This is a genomic window from Fibrobacter sp. UWH6, from assembly GCF_900142465.1.
Lineage (GTDB): Bacteria > Fibrobacterota > Fibrobacteria > Fibrobacterales > Fibrobacteraceae > Fibrobacter.
This window is the reverse complement of record NZ_FRAX01000004.1, coordinates 144,073-167,081: the sequence shown is the minus strand read 5'-3', so window position 1 is coordinate 167,081 and position 23,009 is coordinate 144,073. Positions and strand designations below refer to the sequence as shown.

The window sequence follows — 23,009 nt, the reverse complement described above, 5'->3', positions numbered from 1 at the left end:
AAACTACAGGGTCACATCCGTTCCTTCGTTAATATAGAAGGGAAAAACTAAATTGCTTCGTGAATTAGTCATTCGTACAGTGTATTGAATTTCCACATTCACAACGTCATCATCATCAACTTTCGTAATCAAAATTTCATCTACATCAATTCGAGATTCGTTCAGCAGAATGGCCCGCAGTATTTCATCTTTAAGTTGAGCAATAAATTCTTCATCAAAATTTCTATAGCAGAAATCTCGAATACGGCATCCAAAATCAGGATGCATCAAACGTTCTCCAGGATAAGTAAACAGGAGAATACGCAAACTCTCTTCAATATCCTCTTCAGCTACAGACATTTGAACCCCATCCTTTGAAAATGAAAGAGGGTACTTAAATCCACGTCCTAAAAATTCAGCAATACCCAACTCAGCCTCCAATAATAACCGTAGGGCATCCCACAGATATGGCGCCTCCATGAGCAGTTGTATCACCCATACGGGCAGCAGGTTTCTTACCAATCATAACCGTTGCTGACCCCTTGATAATGGTATCGGGAGGTCCAACGCAAACACAGGAATCCCCCATAACAGCCGCGGGCATACCTCCAATTAATACAGTAGGAGCACCGGGGCCTACAACTGGTCCTCCAACATGAGGAACCGGCGGAACGCCAGGAGTTTGCATGGGGCAAGTATGTAAATCTGTAATTCGAGCTGCGGGAGGCATACACATTCCTTAATTAATCATAACCATTGCACCCTTAACGGTCGTCTGTCCCGAAGCGGATATTTCAGCAGATGCATTACCCTTTACGGCGACGCCAACTTGGGCGGTTAAGTTCACATTCATCCCCTCACCTTTCAAATCACCTTTGGAGTTAAGATTTATGCCGCCCTTGGCATCCACATTAAACTTTCCTGTTACATCAAATGTCACGTCTTTAGAAGTTTTAACCTTTACACCACTATCCGAAAGTTCAACGGTATTTGTAGAATCGTCAAGAGAGATTTTCTTTTGATCATCATCAAGAACGAACATTCGGTTTCCGGGCGTTTTTATAGTAATAGATTTCTTCTCTTCGTTAAATTCAACACTCATTTTTTCGCGAGTGAGAAGCATCTTTATGTTATTAGGCTGTTTCAAGGCTTGCGGGGGAACTCGATTGGCGCTATAAAGGCTACCAAGAATCACAGCACTGGAAGGATCCGCATTAAAGAATCCAAGAATCACTTCATCTCCCACTTCCGGAAAAACAAGGCATCCAACGCCATTTGATGCATAAGGGCCGCCTAATCTTGCCCAAACGCCTTCTTCCTGATTCTGCATCAAGGGAATTTTAACCTTGACGCGATTCATCTTGTCAGGATCGTCATTAATCTGAATAACGACACCGGTCAACAACCCACTCACGCCACAATTATATCCAGAGCATGTAGGAGCTTCAACATCAAACTTTTCCACATGCCAAACCTTTTCCATTCCAAAGAAAATTTTAGTACACCACCGTCCCGGCTCCATATGATGCTGAATACCCGACACAAGGGCATTACCGTTAAATCGATCTCCCAAATAATTCAGTTTGACCAAGCCCCCCAATTTTACCTCAAGAGTACCAATGCAAGTTACAGAACCACAAATTCTTGAAAGTTCGTTTTTAAGTTGTTCCGCCTCGGCCCAAGTATCCAATTCAGACTTTTCGACCAGGGAATTAATCTGAAGTAAACGCGTGGGCGCATCAAGGACCTTGGCCATAGTACTGTTATCCAGATTCCCCACACAAGAAAGGCTCTGCAAAGAAGCCTTTCCCGTAATCACATCCTGTTTAGAAACGTCCCAAGCACGGGCTTCTGTCTTTTTTACTTGGTGAGTAGCATCGGCATAGGCATCAAACTCAATAATATCGGTCCCCCAGGTAAGGGAAAGCGAAGGTCCTCCATTGGTTGCAATTTTCTTGATGCTAACGCCATCATTATCATCAATAAGCCAGCAGCCATTGGCCTCAGCCCTAGCCATAACAAAATCCCAATCTGTACAATAGTACTGAAGCAATTCCTTATGATTTACGCCACCAATAGTCGTTGAAGCGTTTATACCATACGTCTTGAAAATATCCCCAACAATGGCATCATCACTCTTATTCAGATAGTTGGCGTTTTTGCGGGAACAGGTCATGGCAATAGCCTTATGACGACATTCGATTTTCGTGTAACTACGACCATCATGAGATGCAAAAATTCCAAGCTTTACAATTATCCCTGTAAAAACCTCATTCATCTTCGTGCCATAGCCAGCCTTTATGGTAATTTCGTTACCGGGCTTAAGGTCATCTCCTTCACACAGGGGGAATTTACCCTCTCGCATATAACCATCATCCACAACAACAACTGCTTTCGCAATGCCATTTATACGATAAATGATATCTGCCGAAATAACAACGAGTGCAGACTGCAGAGATTTACCCTTCGAAAAGACAGCACACTCTACAACACCATCGGCTTTGGAAAATGGAGAATTAGGCATAATACTTAATCAACAAGGGGCGGAAAATACAACTGAGATCCAGGTTTCAGACTTCTAAAATTGGTCAGGTTGTTGGCCTTGGCCACCTGCAAATAAAGGGAAGAATCCTTATAGACTCTAGCACACATCAAAGGAAGAGTATCCCCCACTTTGACCTCTACCAAATGAGTCAAATCCGGAGATTGTTTGTTCTGCCTAGCCAAAAGTTCTCTTATAGTTACATATTGATTGAACTTTAAGGAAACTTCAGCTCGCACAGGCTTTCCAGAACGATTGAACATTTTATATTCAATATTCATGGAACTAAGCCGAGCATACTGCAGAAATTGCCCCCACTGAATCTTTACAATAGGGGGCTCATGTTCAGCACTTATATAATCCGAAACAACCTTTTTCAAGGCGGCAATCATTTCGGGAATATCGTTGCAATTAATAGGCCAATCACATTTAGGAATGGCACCTGTAGCATCTAAAAATATTTTAGGGACAGCAAATAATTCACTATCATAGCCACCAAAACGAACCAATCCATTATAGTACCAAGTTTTGGTATAATTCAGATTCTGCGTCGTGTTTATAGTTTCGGGATTTACCATTACCGAAAATGGATTCACGCCAGAAACGGGAGACTTATCGGGATTGCAAGCCGTCAAAGTGAGCTTAGTTAATTTCATTAGCGATCCCTACTTTCAGAAATAGCATCTTGAACCATGCGTCGACATTCGTTCAACAATTCAGAGCGAAGGGACTCCTCATTTTTCGCCTTATTTTCGCTCTTAGGGGCTACAGATACATTAATACACAGATTTTTAATTTCTAGAGACATAGCTACACAGACGACATGCTTTCGTACTTTAATGAGATTGATTCTATGGCAATTTCATTCTTCATAGCATCCAGTGATCCCAACGACCACTTATATGGATAAGCCCTTATAAAATGCCAAGTCCTCAAAGGCTGTTTTTTTTCATTCAACAACGAAACCAGCACATTCCTTGTTTCGATGCTTATTTCACCATTCATTGAAGCAAAAGTATTCTTGCACCATTCATATATAATGGAATCCTTGTGAACAAAACCTTTCTTTAAAACAAGGTCATCATGCTTACAATGCTTGGGCAAGAAAAAGGAACGTGAATTGTCGCCTCCAGAACGAATTTCTTCACATTCGATAGAAGTGGAAAGTCCTTCAACAACTTGAAAGGATTCCTCCGCACCTCCAATCTTCACTAGGAAATGAAATACAACCGGAAGCGACCATTCAACGTTTTCCATAAAAACCTACAGGATTAGCCGTTAGAAATGGTAAGGCCTTCGTGAACAATTTCGATGCTTTCAACAGCAACTTCATTGCCTTCGGCCTTCAGTTCATAACCAGAAATCTTGGTGGGCCAAGCATTCTTCAAGGTCCAAACCATAGTAGGTGCGCTGGTTTCATCTAGCAAGCTGATCACAATATCAATACGTTTAATGGTATTCTGTTTGATCTGATTAAACCAATCCCAGAACTTGTTATCACCCTTGAAGATACCCTTCTTCATAGTCACATTGCTGTACTTGATGAGACCAGGCATCTTGATTACAGAGAACACAGCGCTGTCGCCTGTACGATACTTGATTTCTTCGGACTGAGCATCCAAACCAGTCACTTCCTGGAAGGACATTTCCTGATCGCCCCACTTTACAGAAAAGTGGAATTTCGGCAAGGGCCAAATGTTTGTACTTTGGGTAGAACCATCTTCTGCCATATTTAATTACCTCCTATTAGGACTTCTGCTGTTGTTGCTGGAAAGTGAGTTCAATAAATTCTGCCGGGCGGAGCAAAGCCACCTTAACGGTGATACGCAGAATTCCTTCAAGAATATCTTCGGCAGTCATAGTTTCGCCAAGACCAACATAGACTTCAAATGCATCGGTCGCACTAGCTCCAGCCAAACCGCCACGACGCCAAATGTTGAAGAGGAAGTTCTGAATCATGCTCTTCATGGTCACCCAAGTATTTGCATTATTGGCTTCGAAAACGAAAGCCTTAGATGCCTGCTTAATGGATTCTTCGAGCATAATCATAGTTCGGCGAACGTTCACATAGCGCCAATCCAGACTATTGCCATCGAGAGTACGGGCGCCCCACACCTTATTGCCATCGCCAATAAAGCTACGGATTGCATTGACTGCCTTACCATTTACAGGAACGTTCAAATCTTCCTGCTGTTCATCGGTCAGGTTAACTGCAGGAGAAATCACGCCATTAATTCCAATATTTGCAGGAGCCTTCCAGACACCAACATTGTTATCGACCATGGTATAAAGACCAGCAATAGCACCAGAAGGAGGAATCAAATTCAACTGCTCACGAACAATATCCATAATGGTGGAATAATTCATGCAAACCACAGAAAGGGTACGATGGAGAGCAAGAACTGCTTCTTCATCGGTCAAATCTACCATAGAAATCTTTGCAATTTCAGCCTTTACAGCTTCAGCCTTTGCAGCGGGTTCCGCAGGAACTGCGGCATTGAGCTGCGCCACCAGAGCATCGAGATTTTCGACATTGGCAAAAGTTACTTCATTAGACTGAACAACACTTGCATTTACCCACGGATAATATGCAGCACCATAATTCAGGAATGAGGTCACCTTTTCGCGAAACTGAGAAATGCATTCATCAGTATCCTTAAAGCCATCAAACACATCGAGAATGGCAAAGCGGTTCTTCATCTTACCACAATGAGCAAGCATTGCATTTTGCACGTTTGCACAAGCATCCGCAGATTCCAGAGAAACTGCTTCAGGAATCACAACGAGAGTGGGTTCCTGTTCCTTTTCAAAAGGAACAATTGCTTCAGTCAAAGCCTTTTCAGAAATTTCTTCGCCATAGGCACCTACAGACATGATGTAGCAGGTTGCACCACCGTTCTGGAAGAACATGCGAATAGCATCAAAAAGACGGAAACGAACCTTAGGAGATTCAACCGCACCATCATCCTTCAAGGTAAAGCGCATCAAAGCGCCTTCACCATAAATGGAACGAAATTCAGCAAAAGAAGTAACACGCTGCGGTTTATTGAAAACAGACTGACCTTTATATTCAGCCTTGGCAGTATAGCCAATGAACGCAGGAATCGCAGTTGCGACTTCTACTACGGAACTAGGAAAGGCGTTCTTTTCTACTAGATAGACGCCCGGTGTTTTGTAAGCAGTAGCCATTTTTAGCTTGAGCTCCTTTTTTGTTAGAGATTAATGAAAGATTCTGCTATTATTTCATAGCCATTATCGTTTAACTCTATTCGCGATAAAGATCTGTAATCCATATTAGGCATGGCCTTCAACAACAATCGAGACGTTTTCTTTGTCTTTAACTGAAATCTTGGCGCATCACCATAAACAATGGGGTATTTATGTCGAGAGATAAACGCAACAGACTTTTCATCCTTGCGATACACATCAAAATCAGATTCATCATTTCCTCTTAACCCATAAATTTTCAAATCATCCAAATCGATGTCGCCCTGAATGTAATAACACCAACGGCAATTCCTTGTCTCTAAAGGGATTTCCAGGATCTCTGTGGTTTCATGATTTTTTGAAATTTGATAGTTTAGAATAAACAGAGGTCTTCTTAATCTCAATTCCTTTTCACACTCATCAAGGGGAATTTCAGAAAAAAACACAGTATTGTCTTTAACCACCACCATAGATATATTGTCAGAACTAGTCTTAAGGTTTGTTACACCATATAGGTTTGAATCCGTCAAAAACACGCCAAACCGCATAGATTCAAGATTATCAAGAGATTCATTCGGTGCTAAAATCTGCAAGTTTCCCAAATTCCGACGCAAAACGATATTACGATGAGCCATTTCATCGGCAGTAACTTCCGTCGGTACAAAGGAAAAACTGGAACAACGTCCTCCGTAATATTCATGCGACACGCTAATATCTGTAAGAAACCGATACGGCATCAAACAATCCCAATCGAAGCATCTTCAGGAAATTGGATAACATAGGGGCTGTAGTAAGAGTACCCTTCTCCAAGAGCAACTGCACGAACTTTGTACAATACAGAAGGAACGTATTTACCTCCTAAAATACTCCAGAGGCTATTTAGTTCTTGTATGCCCATATTTTCCATATCCAGGAACATTTTTTCTAGACCTATAGGCATATCAGGGGAATTAGTTCGATCAAACACGGTATGATCTTGCAAAAATGAAATTGTTTTGGAAAGATACCGCAAAGATTCACTATAATTAGAATTCTTGAAATTCGCAGCAATCATTACATCAAGATTCAAAAATACCTGTTTTGAAGGAACGACATTCCTATACCCGTCAAACGTAGTTGTCGCATTTTTTCGAGCATTACTTTCACTAGAGACATTCACAAGAAATAAATTCAATTTATTTATAGATTGCTCAGACTCTCGGCCATCATTTTCAAACAGCCTTGAGACAACAACCAAATTTTCTTGTAGTGATTGCCTTGTTCGCAGCCGATTATTTAGTCGAGTTGCAAGAAATTGAAGCGTTGCATTAATCATTAGAACAAACTATTTATATTTTTTTGATACAAATTTATAATCGCAATAAAATAACGTCAATCCGCACAAAAATCATCCAAATTGCATAATACATATACACCATATAGTACACATACAACAATCATCAATACGCTGTACAACAAAGTGTAATAAAAATATTTTTTGTTATTTTTAACTTACATTCATTTTTTCATACAAAAAAAAACTACCATCAGGTAGTTTCAAAAATTCAAGCAAACATTTATCCCATACCCCCCCAAAAGTTTTAGGTGACTACCCATTAATCAATCGTGATTCACCTCCCCTTACTTCAAAAGGCAAACGATTCTCACGAATAGAAGACTTAATGAAGATTGTAATCGCTGACGTTACCGAAATTCCAACAGAATCGCAGAATTCCTGAAATTCCTTTTTTGTTTTCTCGTCCAACCTAACGCAAATTGTACTCATTATGCATTAACCCTCTCTTATAAAGAAACCAAATTCAGTGTTTTTATCATCCGAATTTCTGCGCGAAAAATAATATAATACACGAACAAAATCAACACAATTTATACATTTTTTTCAATTCAAAGTAAAACACTTTATTAAGACACTTTATATAAGGTATTACAAAAATACAACAAAAATAATACAATTGCAGACAATGTAAAAAAGAACAAATTCTACAAACTAAAAAAAGACCTGCCCTTTAAGGCAGGTCCTTTTTACACGAAGGGGCTAATAATTAAGTATTAGCGTCAACCCATTCAGCGTTCTTCTTGCAAGCTTCGATAGACTTTTCGAAGGCAGCCATTTCAGCGTCGTTCATCTTCACTTCGAAGATCTTTTCGACACCGTTTGCGCCGATCACGCAGGGAACGCCGCAGTAGAGGCCCTTGCCCTTACCAGCATATTCGCCGTCCAGCTTGACAGCGCAGGTAAGAACGCTCTTCTTGTCCAGGAGGTAAGCTTCAGCCATCTTGATAGCGGAAGTTGCCGGGCTGTAGAATGCAGAGCCGCGGACGAGGAGAGAAACGATTTCGCCACCAGCGTTAGCAGTACGAGCAGCAAGTTCGTCGAACTTTTCCTTGCTCATGAGCTGCGGCAGAGGAATGCCACCGACGGAGACGCAGTCATAGAGGCTGACCATGGTGTCACCGTGACCGCCCATAACGATTGCCTTAACGTCTTCAGCAGAAACGCCCAGTTCCATTGCAACGAAGCAAGCGAGACGAGAAGAGTCCAGAACGCCAGCCATACCGATAACCTTGGAGGAATCGAAGCCGGTCACCTTCTGCATGTTGTAGACCATTGCGTCCAGCGGGTTGGTGATAACGATAACGAATGCGTTGGGAGCGAGTTCCTTGATCTTGAGGCCCACGTCCTTGATAACGCCGCAGTTGATGCCCAGGAGGTCATCACGGCTCATGCCCGGCTTACGGGGAACGCCAGCGGTAACGATAACGACGTCTGCACCAGCGATATCGTCATAGTTGGTAGAACCGGAGAGGTTGCAGGAAGTGCCCATAACGGAGCGGCCTTCCATAATGTCGAGAGCCTTACCCTTCGGCATACCTTCAGTCATCGGAATATCGATGAGGACCACGTCACCCAGCTGCTTCTGAGCGAGGACGAGAGCCATAGTACCACCAATCTGACCAGCACCAACGAGTGCAATCTTCTTTCTTGCCATGATTTACCTTCCTTAATAAGGTGTTGAAAAATTTACGCCATAAATATAGCACATTTAGGAGAAAGGATAAAGGTTAAAGGATAAAGGTTTTGGCAAAAGAAGATAAAAAACACGTTTAGCGGAAAGCGTAAAAGGATAAAGATTAAAGAAAACTCTGTTTTATAACATTGAAAGGGGGCAAACTGCCCCTGGAGGCTCAATTTACTCATCCTTGACACATCGAATAGAGTAGCCATACGTCTTATACTCTTCTGTATCAAGAATTACGTCCGAAGGATAAGAGAAATACATAGTCTTGGCTATAGTCGTAGAGACATCTTCATCCAGCCAGAAATACGCACGCTCGCCCTTGCCTTTAAAATCTGATGAACTGGAATAATACCCTATGGGGAAAACGCCAAAGCCCCAGCGGTCCTTGCCACTTTCGACGCCTGCATAACTTTTCCATCCATAGGATGTCTTCAGGAGAGATGGCGTTGAACCATATTCCGAGAAACCACTCACAAAACCAAGAAGGGTTTTGAACTCATCCAGACTCGGCAAATGCCAACCAGAAGGGCAAGCACCCTTATACGGGCGTTCTATTTTACAACGACTCGATGCGCAAATCGCTTCTGCAGTATCTAAAGCCTGCGCCCAGGTGTAAAGCTTTCCGTAAGAACTGTACTTGATAGAATCGTTATCGTAGAATTTTCCATCTCCGTACGCAAGGTTTTCCGCCATCCAAACCTGGTCTCCCATGGTAACGAATTTATAGGCTCTGCCATCACGCTTGTCTATAAAGCACGTATTCTTGTCGGCCCAGAAGGCCTTAGCCTCAAACCACTTGGTCGAGGAAGCCAATCGATTGGTGGAATAGGACGCACGGAGAGTTTCCTTATCCTTCACAAAGACTTTCTTCTCGAAGTTTTCTTCTCTTACAACCTCGGGATCCTTCGTGAATTCAACGTAACCGATACGTTCCGTACCATCTCCACCAGGAACCGTATACATATCAACCAGTACGCCATAAAAATCAGATTCTGACGAAACCCGGATGGTCACCGCATCGTTTTCGGTAAGGCTTTCATCCACAAGTTTCAGGACAGCCTTGTCAGTAACATCCATATACAGGGAATCACCGAAAGATACCGTTGCGTAAAGAGCAAATCCAGCCTTGGCCATATCCTTTGATACAGTCCCTAACGTTGCGTCTTTATACTGGATAAGAATGGTGTCCTTTTCATCAATGGCCAGAACACCATCATTCTTGAGGCCATTCATAAGGAATTCTCCATAGAAGTAATCCTTATATCTGTAAGCAACAGCGCGGATTTCATCGCCTTTTACCTTACTGGAGATCGTCACCTCTACGGAGTCCTTACCGCAACCTTCGTCATAGACATAGAAATGTCCCTTGGAAGCCTGGTTATATCGATCCGCATCAAACTCCACTCGGCTATCGGCATTTTTCTTCCAGTAGACAGTTACGTTTTCAAATGTCTTTTTTTCATCTTTAAAGGTATATCGCACATCAACTGTCAAAATTTTCGCAGGATCAGAATAGAAGTAGTTATCGTGATTCTTGCCTTCATTCACAACAAAAAAGCTTCCTTTATAAAGGCCACCTGCACCAGCAAGCTTGAGTTTGGCATCATAGGTACCGAAGCCACCCTCATTTTCTGTATAATGGCATTCATAGCCATCATTATAGCACAAAATCATGGATACCTGAATGGTATCCCCTTCGGCATTCTTATCGTTAACGGTAACAATCACTTCGGCACTGTCCCCGTAATACCAAGGTTTATCCAGGGAGATGAAGTCCCGTTCATTCCTGGATGCTAGGATAAAGGCTACATTGCGTTTAATGACTCTTTCTGGATTTTCATCCTTGTAGCTGATAACCACGTTATCCCCATCCTGCACCTTGATCGTCCTGGATCCAGAACTCTTCTGAGCGAAGAACAGAATGGCATAGTAGAAACCGTCCCTAAGTTCTGCAGTCAGCACAATCCCCTTGGAATCAGAGGTACTGGTCACAGTAACTTCAACAGTATCCTTTTTAGCCAGGATATCGTTATCGCTAATACGAATTAACAAGGAATCGGAATAACTCCATACGGTATCGCCAATTTCCACATGTTCGGCCTTATTAAAATCAATACTTGCAGTGGTACCACCATTGTTACCGGTCTGACCATCGGTTCCATTCCAAATCGTTCCTATAAAATCTTTGCCACAGTAAATATCGATTCCCTTTTCGTCATCGCGGTATTCACCAGAACAGCTTAGACCATCCACACCATCCTTGCCGTCAACACCATCTTTGCCGTCTTCGCCGTCGGTTCCATTGACACCGTCCTTGCCATCGGTTCCATTGACACCATCTTTACCGTCGGTTCCATTGACACCATCTTTACCGTCGGTTCCATCTTTTCCGTCGGAGCCATCCTTACCGTCACTTGACTCGTATACGGGAATCTTGCTCACACCATAGGTTTTCCAGTCCCCTTCCAGGCAAAGCAACAATTCGCCCGTACTTGTCACATAGGACATTTCCCCTTCCATGGATTTCTTGCAGGAATCAAGGTCTGATTTTGCAGAAACAACCTTCAATCCTTGACGATTTGGAGAATCGCCCTTCTCCGCGGAGGATCCGTTATCATCCCCGCAGGCCCAAAAACACATAACTGCAACTAGCAGCAAAAATGAATATAAAATTTTTTGCATTTTCATATTTCCCTCTTATTCTATGCAAAATTATAGTAAGATTTTTAAATTTGAGATTGATAATGGAAATACATTACATTCTCATACTGGTAGGCATTAGCTGCATGGGTAGCTTCATCCAGCGGGTCAGCGGTTTCGGGTTCGGCATTTTCGTGATGACAATCCTCCCCCACCTACTGCCCAGTTATGGAGAAGCTACAGCCCTATCGGGTATGTTGGCAGGTTCCATGTCCATCGTCGTGGCCCTGCGAATGAGAAAGTTCATCGTCTGGAAAGAAGTTTTGCCCATCCTGGCCATTTTTGCCGTAGTCAGCTTTTTTGCTGTAGGGGCCGTGGCAAACTTCGATGACAAGATGCTGAAACATGTGCTGGGGGTAATTCTAATTGCCATCAGCATCTACTTCTTCTTTATCAGCGAAAAAATCAAGCTGAAGCCCACCATTTTCGTCCAGGCAGTCCTAGGGATTATTTCTGGAGTCATGGGAGGCCTGTTCGCCATGCAAGGGCCGCCAGCAGCGCTCTACTTTTTGGCATCTTGCGAGACCAAGGAAAAGTACATCGCCCACAGTCAGGTGTATTTCGCCCTAGGGAACCTAATGATGACGTTCTTTAGAGCGACAAACGGATTCGTAACACCTGCAGTAGGAGCCGCCTACGTTTACGGTTTGGCCGCCGTGATTCTTGGAGCTTTTATTGGCGGCAAGGTTTTCAAGAAAATTCCCCACAAGGTGCTAAAGAAAATCGTGTATGCGTATATGGCCGTGAGCGGAATCGTGGCACTAAACGGATGAGAGAGCTGGTAGTAGGTAGTAGGTAGTAGGCAGTAGGCAGTAGACGGGAGGTAGTAGACGGGAGGTATGAGGGCGGAGCCTGCGGCTCCTTTCAGGTAAATAATCGCGCCGATTGCACCTGGCATATTAATTCATATCTACGTCACTAGATCCTTCGACTTCGTCGCTTCGCGACTTCGCTCAGGATGACACGCAGCCCCCCACTCTTCACTCTTCACTATTCACTGTTCACTATTCACTGTTCACTCTTCACTATTCACTGTTAATTATTTACTTTTGCTTCGTATGCGTGCTTTAATTCTTTCTGATATTCATGGTTCTGCAATCGCAGCACGACGGGCATTGTCCTTCTTCGAAAAGTTCGGCTGCGACAAGATTTTCTTGCTGGGAGACACTCTTTATCACGGGCCACGCAACCCGCTGCCCGAAGGACACGGTCCCATGGGAGTTGTGGAAGCGTTGCGACCTTATGCGGATAAGATTGTAGCCGCCCGCGGCAACTGCGATGCCGACGTTGACTTGATGATGCTGGACTTCATCAAGATCGAAGATGAATATGCCGTAGTTGAAGATGGACCCGTGCGCTTGTTCCTAAGCCATGGCCATATTTTTATGCCGGATTGTTTCCCGTCTAACGCACTTTCTCAGCTGGACCCCACCCTTAAAGAAGACTGCCCCATTGACGCCTATCTTTATGGCCATACACACATTTACCAGTTGCAAAGGAACTTCAAGGGCGTGCTCATGGTAAATCCCGGATCAACCAGTCTGCCCAAGGGCGGCAACCCACCCACCTTCGGTTTCTACGATAACGGCAAGTTCAGCATCCACCATCTTGAAACCGGCGAAGAATTAGCTTCCGTCACCTTGTAACGCAGGCTTCACTTGCAGTTCACAAAGACCTTTTGATTCAGGTATTGGAACAACGTCTTTTCTAGGCTATCCAGGGCTTAGTCCTTGATGCAACGGACGGACATGGCGGAGGTTTTCAGACCAACGTAAGATCCGATGAAGTCCTGGTTGCCGTAGTAGAGGTTCCAGTAAGATGCCCTGTTTTCACCGATGATTTCGTGTGAGGTCCAGAAATTGGCTTCATCGCCAACGGACACGTAGAGTCCACGATTGTCGCGATAGCCGGCAGGTTTTGCACCAAAGCCATAACGGTTTGTACCCACAGGGACCTCACCCATATCATCGTCATTCCAGCCGACAATAGTCTTGAGGCTCGTTCCAACACCTTCTTGACCGGCATTCTTCTTGAGCACATAATCATGAAGAATGGCAAAATCCCTCATCGTGGGAAGATGCCACCCTTCGGGGCAAGAATTGGCGGAACTCCACTGATAAAGTCTACCGTAAAGAGTGCAGTTTTCTTCCTGATCGTTGGGACACCAGCTGCCTTCTGTTTCGTAAGCAAGATTACGACGGAACCAGGTCTGACGGCCAATGACAACAATATCGTAGCGCTTACCGTCGCGAAGATCGCAGAATTCGTTCTCACCCACGTCGCTGCAAAGAGCCACCATGGCGGAATCCGGTTCGGTAGGCACAGGCAAAAGGGCCAGGGAATCGACGGCACTGTTATTAGATTTTTTCTGAGACGTAATAAGGGAAATCTTCTTTTTGGAAATAGGCTTCGCCTCGACCTTTGGCGGTGGCACGGGAGCCACGGTATCAACCGCAGGAACCGTATCGACAGGTGTTTCGACAGAATCAACTACTGTATCGGCAGGAGCAGGAACAGTATCAACGGGAACAATAACGACAGTATCCTTGGGGGGCGGTACAGGGTTCGAACGGAGTATGACAGACTCGTCTTTCTTGCATCCAAAAAGGACACTTGCAAGAAATAATGCAAGAATGCACAAAAAAGCCGATGTAAATAGACGAAATAGCTTCAATATTTCCTCGTTTCATCCCATACCACAAGGAAATATAAATACAATTTAACGAAATACGTCATGTCTAACCTTAATTATTACGTCAAAGAGCATTATCTGTTGCGACATTTGCATCATTTTTAAGCTATTATTCAAGTATGAACTACACGCCTTACCGTGACTTGTTAGCAAAATTGTTCCCGAACTACCTAAAAGTGAGGAAACTTCCTCTTAACGGAGGCATGAACTGTCCTAATTTGGACGGTACCAAGGGTTTTTCGGGCTGTTCTTACTGCAACAATCGCAGTTTCAGCCCTGTTTTTGACCAAGCCAAGGTCAGCATCCAGGAACAACTGGAAAAATTCGTGCCGAAACTGAGGGACAAGTACCCCAACGCCGGTATTTTGGCTTATCTGCAGCCTTATACAAATACCCACGCACCCCTGGAACACTTAAAGGGGATTATCGGCCCCATCATCAAGCATCCGGAAATTGCCGGTCTCGCCATCGGAACCCGCCCCGATTGCCTGGAACAGGACAAGGTGGACTACCTGGCGTCTCTAAACAAGAAGAAGCCCATAATCGTGGAAATCGGACTGCAGACAGCCAGCGACTTGACATTGGCTGGCATTAATCGTAGACATACTCTGGCGGAATTCGAAGACGCAGTCACCCGTTGCCAGGCAGCAGGTCTCTGCGTGACGACCCATGTCATCGTAGGCCTCCCCGGCGAAACCATGGACGACTTCAAGCGCACGGCCCAAGTGGTTCGCGACCTGCATCTGGCCGCCGTGAAAATTCACCCCCTGCATATCGTGGTGGGAACAGCCATGGCCGAGGATTACGCCAACGGACAGATTACCCTCCTGACATTCGAGGAATACTGCGACGCCGTTGCAGAAATGATCAAGATTATCGGAACCGAAACAGCCATCGAACGTTTTAGCGGTGAAAGCCCCAGCGAACTGCTGATCGCCCCCAACTGGTGTGGCGAAAGGGACAAGATTATCGCGCTGGTAAATAAAAAACTGGAAGGCTAAAAGACGTTTTATCCCATATGAAGAAAGGCTGCTGTTCAAAAAGAACCGCAGCCTTTTTAAGGTCCATTTCTTAATTAGACCTTCTTGAAAATCAGCGAAGTATTAATACCGCCGAAAGCGAAGTTGTTGGACATAAAGTATTCCACATCCATTTCGCGACCGGAACCGGTAATGTAATCCAGGGGAGCGCATTCCGGATCCACGTTCTTCAAGTTAAGATTGGGGCTGAACCAGCCACGATTCATCATGTTGATGCCAAGCCAGGCTTCAATGCCGCCACAGGCACCGAGGGAGTGACCGATGTAGCTCTTGAGACTGGATAGAGGAACGGCCCGATTCCTGAAGGCACCGTAAGTGGCCCAGCTTTCGGCAATATCTCCATGATGGGTAGCAGTGCCATGACCGTTCACGTAGCCAATGGCTTCGGGAGCAACACCGGAATCCAGAAGAGCAAGTTCCAGGGCATGCTGCATGGTTTCTTTCTTGGGCTGGGTAATGTGGTCGCCATCGGTATTGTGACCGAAGCCCACCAGTTCTGCATAGATGTGCGCGCCACGGGCCTTGGCGTGTTCATATTCTTCAAGCACCAAGGTACCGGCACCTTCGCCAATGACCAGACCGTCACGATCCTTGTCATAGGCGGCAGGAGTCAGTTCCGGAGTATCGTTCTTGACGCTAGTTGCGAACAAGGTATCAAAGACTGCTGATTCTGTAGGATCCAGTTCGTCGGCACCGCCAGCCACCATCACATCCTGCATGCCATACTTAATGGCTTCGTAAGCGTAACCGATAGAAAGGCTTCCGCTGGTGCATGCGGTATTGGTGGTAATCAGACGTCCAGTCATGCCAAAGAACACGCTGATATTCACGGCGCAAGTCTGGGGCATAGAGCGGATATAAGTGGTAGCTGTAATCTTGGAGCAATCGTAGGGAGGATTCAACATGGAGAAGAAATCCATCAGAGGATTGACGCTACCCATAGAAGAACCGTAAGCCACACCCACTCGGCCAGACTTTAAAAGTTCGGTATCGCCAGTGAGGCCAGCCACCTGCATTGCCTTGTCGGCAGAGGCCAAAGCCAGGAGTCCCACGCGACCGGCACCACGGATTTTCTTGCGGGGGTATTCCGGCAAGTCATAAAGAATGGGTGCAGCCAGACGAGTGTTCATCTGGGTATACTTATCCCAATCTTCCATACGGACAATGCGATTCTTCAAAGACTTTAGGCTAGTGAAGATTTCATCCAGTTCCATGCCGAGGGAAGAAATGCAGGAACCACCGGTAACGACAACTCTACGACTCATGCCAAACCTCCATTTACAGAAATTACCTGGCGGGTAATATAGGCTGCTCCATCAGAAAGCAAGAACACAACCGTGGCGGCCACTTCTTCAGGTTTGCCCACACGTTTCATGGGAACTGCCGGCAAGATCATATCCAGAGGGGCATCCTTGATCATTTCTGTTTCAATGATGCCAGGAGCGACGCTATTCACCGTGATGTTACGGCTAGCCAGTTCGGTGGCCAAAGCCTTTGTGGCTCCGATAAGGCCAGCCTTTGATGCGCTGTAGTTTACCTGGCCACGATTACCGATAACGCCAGACACAGAAGAAATGGTCACAATACGTCCACGACGCTTGCGGCACATGGGCATTACAATGGGGAACATCACATTATAAAAACCGTTCAGGTTGGTATCGATCACCTTGTCCCAGAACTCGCCGGTCATGGCAGGGAAAGGCATATCGGCACAGACACCGGCATTGGTCACAACGCCATAATAAACGCCATTTTCGGCAATGTCCTTTTCGATTACTTCCTTGCACTGCTCGCGATTGCTGATATCAAATTGCAGAGTACGAACACAACCGCCATTGGCGCGAATCTTTTCGGCCAAGGCATCAACGGGAGCCGCATTTCGATTGTAATGAGCCACCACGGTGTATCCGGCATTGGCCAAGGCTTCGACAATGGCAAGTCCAATTCCGCCACTGGCTCCAGTAACCAATACACTCTTAGCATTTTCAGTCTTATTATTATCCATTTTACCCTCTACACACTCACAAACCCAAGGACGCCTTGGGATCAGGAACCTCTACGGTATTCAACGTTGCAGCAACGACCTGCTTTCCGTCTACCGAAGCGGATCCATCAAATGTTACCGCCATATCCATGCGGATGGTCTGGCGAACTTTTACCACGACAGTATCCCCCGTCTTAAACACAGGAATATCAGTCTTGAAACTAGACACGCTCATAATAAAACCGACCTTCGGTTTTTCGCCTTTGGAACGTCCATAAATTCCCGACAGAGCGGAAATACTCTGCGCCATATATTCAAAGGCAATCCAGGCGGGCACACCGCCTAGATTTTCATCATAGAACATGCAGTCCTTGCGAATATCAATTTCCGTGGATATGGAAATCTCTTCTAGGCTATAGCTCTGGACTCGGTCCAGAAGAAGCATTTTACCCTTGTGGGGCACAAGTTCACTGACGGAGTCTCTTGTCTTGAATTCTTCAATCATCAGTATTCCTACATCTTAGCCGTTTTCTACAATAAGCGAAACGTTACATCCGCCAAAGGCAAAGGAGTTGCTCATACAATACTTCAACCCGTTGGCAATTTCGCCAGGAGCCACGAGATGAACCGCAGGGAATGCCGGATCCACCACCCCATCATTCAGATGAGCAGGCAACACTCCCCCATTTTTTAGAGACATGCAACAGAACGCAATCTCTAGAGCACCGGCAGCCCCCAGAGAATGACCGGTCAAGGCCTTTGTGGAACTTACCGGGACAGACGCCCCATTTTCTTCGGAGCCGAACACCTTGGCAATGGCCTTGCTTTCCATGGAATCGTTCAACCTGGTTCCAGTACCATGCAGATTCACATAGCCAATCTGATCCGCTGAAATTCCGGCATCTTCAAGAGCGGCATGCATCGCCTGAACAGCACCCATTCCATCGGCCCGGGGTGCCGTAATATGGTCGGCATCGGCACTTTCACCACAACCAATCACCTTCAAGGTCGGCTCTGCACACAGTTCCGGGCAAGGCTCCCTGGTCACCACAAAGAAGGCTGCCGCATCGCCCAGGGTCAGACCTGAACGATTTGCACTAAAAGGATTGGTAGGCTGATCGCTCATCGCTTCTAACGATGCAAACCCGAGAATGACCGGTAACGAGGAAATATCCACCCCGCCCACAATCGCCACGTCACAATGACCGGCATAGAGACTATTTCGGGCAGAAATGAAAGCGCTGGCACTAGATGCACAAGCTGTGGAATGAACAAGAATCGAGCCCTTGATTCCATAACGTTCCGCAATAAACCTTGCGGGGAAATCAGCACGCTGCATATCCAGGACATAACCTTCTGGATACTTGCCCGTTTCTTTAAAACAACGCAATGCCGAAAGGGATGCCTCAGATCCATTATCGCAGGAACCGATAAAAATACCTACGCGGTCTGCACCAAACTTTTCAACGGCTTTCCTGATTGTATCATCCAGTCCGTCGCCATTTATACCAGACAAAGCCGCCTGAGCCAAACGGTTCACGCGATTATCGAACCACTTGTCAGCTACAGGAGGCAAGGTATTCGGATCAATCGATGCAGCCGGCCGCATAACGCCTGCCACATCGTACATGGTAAATTCACCGCGTTCTGCATTATTCAATTTTTCAAGAACTTCATGGTGATTGGCCATGTTACCACCGCCAAGAATGCAGTGGAAGGCAAAGTCATTAATGTATAAAGGACGCTTCATCAGTTTTCGCTAAGGGTAATATGGTAACGGTATTTTCGCAGCTCGTTCACAAGTTCAATTTCGGAACCAGACTTTTTGACAAGAAGGATTGTATTCCCGTCTTCAAGAAGGGTCCGTTCAAAGTCAGCCCCCTCCACCTTCTCACGGAATTCAAAACCAGCCTTTTCAAAATTATTCTTGAGAGCGTCAAAAGGATAAAAACAAACCTGGAAATCCGCCAGCACGTATTCAGCCTTCATCTTTTCGCCATCGATGAAGGAACTGGACAGGGATACAGAATCCTTGGTATAGGTCAATTCTGCAATGGTCGTACCAAAACCGCCAAACAGGTGAATCGAAAGAATGGAATCATTGGCACGAACCCAGGTGTCACCCGAAAAAGAGCTGGTATCGCCATCGGGTTTTGCAAAATGTCCCTCTAGACGCTGAGCCATGTCTATGGAACCAGACATGGCCTGTGTAGGCAGCAATTGTACGGAACGTCCATCGGAATAAAACACCGGGGCTGTTGAATCCGGTTTTACTACAGCCTTATGGCATGCCCCAAAAAACAGGCAACATAGACATGCTGCGGCAATAAAAAAAGCTCTCGGGGTAAGGAATTCCATCGAGAGCAAAGCTAGAAAATTTAAATTCACTCCCCGCTAAAGGGAGACAAAATAAAGCAACAAATAATGCCTAGAAGGGTCGCTAGGCCAAAGGTGGCGACCGGCACAAAACTACTAAAGGCTAGACTGCCAAAAGAAATCAGCGTGGTACAAGCCGAAAGCATAACCGCCAACGTGGTCACCAGATTCCTACGCCCCCCCTCCTTGAAGAATAGGGCATAATCGATACCGATACCAAGGGTAAGAATCACCCCTACAATGGCAAAGAAATTGAAATCGATTCCTGCATACCCAAAAACAGCAGCCAAAAAGAGGCACGCCAGAACAGGTGCGCGAATTATGCGGACTGCCTGACGAATTCTGTATACAAGAACAAGAACCAGGAATACAATTACATAGGCAACAGCTACCAGCAACAGAGACGCATGGGATAGTTTTGTCAGGGTTGCGTTAATATTCGCCATCTTGTTCACGGCATAAACTTTAGGTAGGTCTTGAGTCAGTGCAGCTGCATCAAATTTTAAAGATACGTGCAAAGGTAAAACCGCACTGTAGAATTTCCCGTTCACCTCGCCAATCCACAACATATTCAGAAGGCTCTTGGTAGAAGAGGGGAAACGACTTTCGGGAGTTAAGTAAGCGGGTTCCGTAGCAAGGCTCGCCTTAAAGGCTGAATCGCTGACGATTCCCAGTTCGGACACAAATGACTGCACTGATGGAGCAAGCTGTTGAACAGCAGTCCAAGTTTCCTTCTGCGTTTTTACCGAAGGCAAGAAGCTGCTTGTGGCCAGAAAACCGGATAACAGGGAATCCGTTTGGGCGGACGCCAATTGCAGAGCAAGCGATTCCTCTCGCTGGAGAACCTCTTCAGGAGAATCGCCTTCTACAATGAAATAGTTGGCTGAAATTCCAAGGTTGTTAAGACGGGCGTTTAAAATTTCTGCGGCCTTCAGTTCATCGCTCATGCTATAGAGAGCTCGCATATCCGTATGAACATTCAGCAGGTAAAGTCCCGGAAGCAACGCCACAACAAATACGCCACCTAAAATTTGACGAAGATTGCGACCCGCAGGAAAACGTTCGTATACCTTCAGCACCTTTTGTGGAACGAGGGCTGGCAAACCTCCCTGGCGGCGAGGCTGCGAAATAACCGGGAACAACAAGGTAATTGTCGCAAAGGAACTTGCCAGGCCGATAAGCGAAAACACAGCCATCTGACGCAACAAAGGGAATTCAGCAAATGTGAGGGCAATGTAGCTGAGTTCCGTGGTCATAAATCCCAACAGCAGTCCCTTGAAGATATGCCTGCGAACGTCCTTCACCCCATTCTTCCAGCTGGTAAAGAAATGAATGGCATAATCAATGCTCACGCCAATGACGCTGGTGCCGAAAACAAAAGTGAAAATATGAATCGATCCGAAAATAGCCCAGGTTCCAGCCAAAGCCGTAGCGGCGGCCACGGTAATAGACAAAACAGTAGCCACAAGGGGGAACACGGTTTTAAAGGCTAGCAGAAGAAGCAAAATGATCAAGGCCATGGAAATTCCAGAAATCCAGGCGATTTCGGACTGGGCGTTGCCAGAACTTTCATAACTATGGAAAGGTACGCCAGACTTGGCTACCTTCAGCCCAGGGTAAACCTGCTGCAGGGAATCCAAGGCTTTGTCCAATCGAGAGAGAACATGTCCCTTTGAAGCCATGGACGGTGTTTTTTCTGATAGGACGGCACTCCACATGACGTAATTAACGGGACTTTCCAATAAACCGTTTGCGGAATCCGTTGCGGTAAGCACCCCTTCCTTCAAGGTAAACTTGCCGCCCATCAATGGCGAATTCAGGGTGAAATATTCAAAGCTCTGTTCCCCAAGTAAAAGCGGATCCTGTTCAAGACGATTCAAGTCGGCCAGGGAGAATGCACCATAAACTTTCTGAAGAGCTTCGTTCTTCAAGGTTTCTACATCCCCGGACTTCAACATTTCACGTACAGGAGATCCCTGCAACACATAGCGATTTTCAAATAGAAAATCTCTGTTTTCCTGCATGGCATTTTCATCTACATGCAGACGGATTTCATCAAAAGATTCATCTTTTTCAAAGGACGCGAACAGCGCTTCAGCGGAAGCCTTGGCAATAGAAAAATTCTCGTGCCCCACCAGTACCGAAATATTCCGTATACTGCGAGCGCTCAAGACTTTTTCGGCTGCACTTACATGATGCAATTCATCGGAATCCGGCAACACCGAATAAAGATCGGACTCCACATTCCAGGGAACAGAAATACCGATAATCAAAAGAAGGGCGTGAAGCACAACCCAAATTGAGACACCGATTTTCTTATTCAAACCCATAGAATCACCAAGTTACGGATTATCTCTAAGAGTTTTATAGATCCTGACCGGAACGTTTTCTTCTGCAGAAATTAGCGAATCCATCTGGGATTCACTCATCTGCTTCTGGTCAGAAAGTTCATACACAACAGGGTTGCCTTCCCCGTCGGAAATGCTCATCTTGTCAAGACTTGAGGAGCCTTCAAGAACAATGCTCTCGATAACCTTACGAACAGCTGGTTCGCGAGGCACGAGGCCAATCACCACGTTCTTTCCTGCTTTCTCAAAATACACCGAGAAATTTTTCTCTAGCTCCTGACAGTTGCCAGAAAAGACCGCTTGTATCGTCCTAGAAAATTCGGCAAAGACCGGATTTTCCTGGGAAGAAATTTTCTTGATAGGTCCCTTTCCCGCCTGCTGGAAAATTCCGCTCTGAGTCACCATCATCAAGGAGGCAAAAGGTTTCAGGGTGTTCCACGAAATTCCATACTTGCTGGAAATCATGAAGTTCCCCGTAGAAACGAAATCGCGGTTCAGCTTCTTGATGGACTTCGTCTGTTTGAAGTTTCCATAGACAATTCCATGGGAAGTCATCTGTTCAAGGGCTGCAGTTAATTGCTTGCGGGATCCGTCATTTACAGGATGATCAAAGACTGCGCCCAAAGCAAAAGTCGCGGAAACCATCAAACAAAAAACGGAATAGGCAAACTTGTCCAGGAATTTCATCAGTCTTCCTTATCCAATGCAGTTCTCACCCGATCAACGAAGCAGGCCGGGCAAGTCCAGAGGGATTCCTTCGTATTCATATCCACGGCCATCTGGGTACTTTCAGCCTTTGTCAGCACGGCACCCGTTTCGGCATCCATAAACTTGTAAGCCAGCTTCATACAGACTTCGTATTCAGTCAAGGTTACTTCGCAACGGATTCTCTGCATAAATACCATAGGGCGAATGTACTTCACATGCAGATCTACCACAGGCCAAAGGTAACCGCTGCGGGTCATATCCCTGTAATCATAACCGATTTTACGAAGCAAGGCACAACGGGCCACTTCCATGAACTTCACATAGTTCCCATGCCAAGCCACCTGCATAGAATCCACATCGTAAAATTCAACATTAAATTCGACGGTTTCTTTAATTTTCTTCATTTTAACCTG

Annotated in this window: 25 protein-coding genes; 3 read left to right on the top strand and 22 right to left on the bottom strand. The window is 45.5% G+C overall.

Annotated elements, in window-relative coordinates; genetic code table 11:
* Window positions 1–3 precede the first annotated feature (3 nt).
* From BUB73_RS05500 to BUB73_RS05445, 13 genes are all read right to left on the bottom strand, one after another.
* Entirely contained in the window at window positions 4–408 is a 405-nt protein-coding gene (locus BUB73_RS05500) for a GPW/gp25 family protein (RefSeq protein ID WP_199505714.1), read from the bottom strand.
* A 1-nt stretch (window position 409) separates the two neighbouring features.
* Entirely contained in the window at window positions 410–709 is a 300-nt protein-coding gene (locus tag BUB73_RS17650; RefSeq protein ID WP_073284208.1) for a PAAR domain-containing protein, read from the bottom strand.
* A 9-nt stretch (window positions 710–718) separates the two neighbouring features.
* On the bottom strand, window positions 719–2,503 hold the full coding sequence (vgrG, locus tag BUB73_RS05490; RefSeq protein WP_073284206.1) for a type VI secretion system tip protein VgrG: 1,785 nt from the start codon (window positions 2,501–2,503) through the stop codon (window positions 719–721).
* Window positions 2,504–2,508: 5 nt separating this feature from the next.
* A complete protein-coding gene (locus BUB73_RS05485; RefSeq protein WP_073284203.1) occupies window positions 2,509–3,177 on the bottom strand; it encodes a CIS tube protein in 669 nt (222 codons plus the stop codon).
* Window positions 3,177–3,329 carry a DUF5908 family protein gene (locus BUB73_RS17935; protein WP_369077388.1) on the bottom strand — a complete coding sequence of 51 codons (153 nt, stop codon included), beginning with the start codon at window positions 3,327–3,329 and terminating at the stop codon, window positions 3,177–3,179. Before BUB73_RS17935 ends, BUB73_RS05485 begins: the two co-directional genes overlap by 1 nt.
* A gap of 2 nt (window positions 3,330–3,331) precedes the next feature.
* Complete coding sequence (locus BUB73_RS05480; protein WP_073284202.1) at window positions 3,332–3,778, bottom strand: phage tail protein; 447 nt, start codon at window positions 3,776–3,778, stop codon at window positions 3,332–3,334.
* A gap of 14 nt (window positions 3,779–3,792) precedes the next feature.
* On the bottom strand, window positions 3,793–4,251 hold the full coding sequence (locus BUB73_RS05475; RefSeq protein WP_073284199.1) for a phage tail protein: 459 nt from the start codon (window positions 4,249–4,251) through the stop codon (window positions 3,793–3,795).
* 16 nt (window positions 4,252–4,267) lie between these two features.
* On the bottom strand, window positions 4,268–5,710 hold the full coding sequence (locus tag BUB73_RS05470) for a phage tail sheath family protein (protein ID WP_073284196.1): 1,443 nt from the start codon (window positions 5,708–5,710) through the stop codon (window positions 4,268–4,270).
* Window positions 5,711–5,733: 23 nt separating this feature from the next.
* Window positions 5,734–6,465: a hypothetical protein gene (locus tag BUB73_RS05465; RefSeq protein WP_139259122.1), complete on the bottom strand. Its 732-nt coding sequence runs from the start codon at window positions 6,463–6,465 to the stop codon at window positions 5,734–5,736.
* A complete protein-coding gene (locus BUB73_RS05460; protein WP_073284190.1) occupies window positions 6,465–7,043 on the bottom strand; it encodes a Pvc16 family protein in 579 nt (192 codons plus the stop codon). Before BUB73_RS05460 ends, BUB73_RS05465 begins: the two co-directional genes overlap by 1 nt.
* A gap of 273 nt (window positions 7,044–7,316) precedes the next feature.
* Entirely contained in the window at window positions 7,317–7,493 is a 177-nt protein-coding gene (locus BUB73_RS17930; protein WP_073159319.1) for a type II toxin-antitoxin system RelB/DinJ family antitoxin, read from the bottom strand.
* Window positions 7,494–7,770: 277 nt separating this feature from the next.
* Window positions 7,771–8,718 carry a malate dehydrogenase gene (mdh, locus tag BUB73_RS05450; protein ID WP_073159321.1) on the bottom strand — a complete coding sequence of 316 codons (948 nt, stop codon included), beginning with the start codon at window positions 8,716–8,718 and terminating at the stop codon, window positions 7,771–7,773.
* Between the two features lie 201 nt (window positions 8,719–8,919).
* Window positions 8,920–11,388: an FISUMP domain-containing protein gene (locus tag BUB73_RS05445; RefSeq protein ID WP_073284187.1), complete on the bottom strand. Its 2,469-nt coding sequence runs from the start codon at window positions 11,386–11,388 to the stop codon at window positions 8,920–8,922.
* 104 nt (window positions 11,389–11,492) lie between these two features.
* Here BUB73_RS05445 and BUB73_RS05440 point away from each other — a divergent pair, with 104 nt between their 5' ends.
* Both BUB73_RS05440 and yfcE read left to right on the top strand, forming a co-directional pair.
* The gene (locus BUB73_RS05440; RefSeq protein ID WP_073284364.1) at window positions 11,493–12,221 is read left to right on the top strand and encodes a sulfite exporter TauE/SafE family protein; all 729 of its coding nucleotides are present in this window, start codon (window positions 11,493–11,495) and stop codon (window positions 12,219–12,221) included.
* Window positions 12,222–12,506: 285 nt separating this feature from the next.
* On the top strand, window positions 12,507–13,094 hold the full coding sequence (gene yfcE, locus BUB73_RS05435; RefSeq protein WP_073284184.1) for a phosphodiesterase: 588 nt from the start codon (window positions 12,507–12,509) through the stop codon (window positions 13,092–13,094).
* 77 nt (window positions 13,095–13,171) lie between these two features.
* Here the strand turns inward: yfcE and BUB73_RS05430 are convergent, their stop codons facing one another.
* Window positions 13,172–14,122, bottom strand: a complete 951-nt coding sequence (locus tag BUB73_RS05430; protein WP_139259121.1) for a fibrobacter succinogenes major paralogous domain-containing protein — start codon at window positions 14,120–14,122, stop codon at window positions 13,172–13,174.
* Window positions 14,123–14,259: 137 nt separating this feature from the next.
* Here BUB73_RS05430 and BUB73_RS05425 point away from each other — a divergent pair, with 137 nt between their 5' ends.
* On the top strand, window positions 14,260–15,141 hold the full coding sequence (locus tag BUB73_RS05425; RefSeq protein WP_073159329.1) for a tRNA modification radical SAM protein MnmL/YtqA: 882 nt from the start codon (window positions 14,260–14,262) through the stop codon (window positions 15,139–15,141).
* A gap of 74 nt (window positions 15,142–15,215) precedes the next feature.
* Here BUB73_RS05425 and BUB73_RS05420 read toward each other — a convergent pair whose 3' ends face one another.
* The 8 genes from BUB73_RS05420 to BUB73_RS05385 all read right to left on the bottom strand — a co-directional run bounded on the left by BUB73_RS05420 (window position 15,216) and on the right by BUB73_RS05385 (window position 23,000).
* Complete coding sequence (locus BUB73_RS05420) at window positions 15,216–16,445, bottom strand: beta-ketoacyl-ACP synthase (protein ID WP_073159331.1); 1,230 nt, start codon at window positions 16,443–16,445, stop codon at window positions 15,216–15,218.
* Entirely contained in the window at window positions 16,442–17,185 is a 744-nt protein-coding gene (gene fabG / locus BUB73_RS05415) for a 3-oxoacyl-ACP reductase FabG (RefSeq protein WP_073159333.1), read from the bottom strand. The genes BUB73_RS05420 and fabG overlap by 4 nt, the downstream gene beginning before the upstream one ends.
* A gap of 16 nt (window positions 17,186–17,201) precedes the next feature.
* Window positions 17,202–17,669, bottom strand: a complete 468-nt coding sequence (locus BUB73_RS05410; RefSeq protein ID WP_073159335.1) for a hotdog family protein — start codon at window positions 17,667–17,669, stop codon at window positions 17,202–17,204.
* Between the two features lie 15 nt (window positions 17,670–17,684).
* Window positions 17,685–18,914: a beta-ketoacyl synthase N-terminal-like domain-containing protein gene (locus BUB73_RS05405; protein WP_073284178.1), complete on the bottom strand. Its 1,230-nt coding sequence runs from the start codon at window positions 18,912–18,914 to the stop codon at window positions 17,685–17,687.
* Window positions 18,914–19,414 carry a DUF3261 domain-containing protein gene (locus BUB73_RS05400; protein WP_158535419.1) on the bottom strand — a complete coding sequence of 167 codons (501 nt, stop codon included), beginning with the start codon at window positions 19,412–19,414 and terminating at the stop codon, window positions 18,914–18,916. Before BUB73_RS05400 ends, BUB73_RS05405 begins: the two co-directional genes overlap by 1 nt.
* A gap of 134 nt (window positions 19,415–19,548) precedes the next feature.
* Complete coding sequence (locus tag BUB73_RS05395) at window positions 19,549–21,870, bottom strand: MMPL family transporter (protein WP_249269267.1); 2,322 nt, start codon at window positions 21,868–21,870, stop codon at window positions 19,549–19,551.
* A gap of 12 nt (window positions 21,871–21,882) precedes the next feature.
* A complete protein-coding gene (locus BUB73_RS05390) occupies window positions 21,883–22,575 on the bottom strand; it encodes a LolA family protein (RefSeq protein ID WP_073159341.1) in 693 nt (230 codons plus the stop codon).
* Entirely contained in the window at window positions 22,575–23,000 is a 426-nt protein-coding gene (locus BUB73_RS05385; protein ID WP_073159343.1) for an acyl-CoA thioesterase, read from the bottom strand. The genes BUB73_RS05390 and BUB73_RS05385 overlap by 1 nt, the downstream gene beginning before the upstream one ends.
* Window positions 23,001–23,009: the final 9 nt, after the last annotated feature.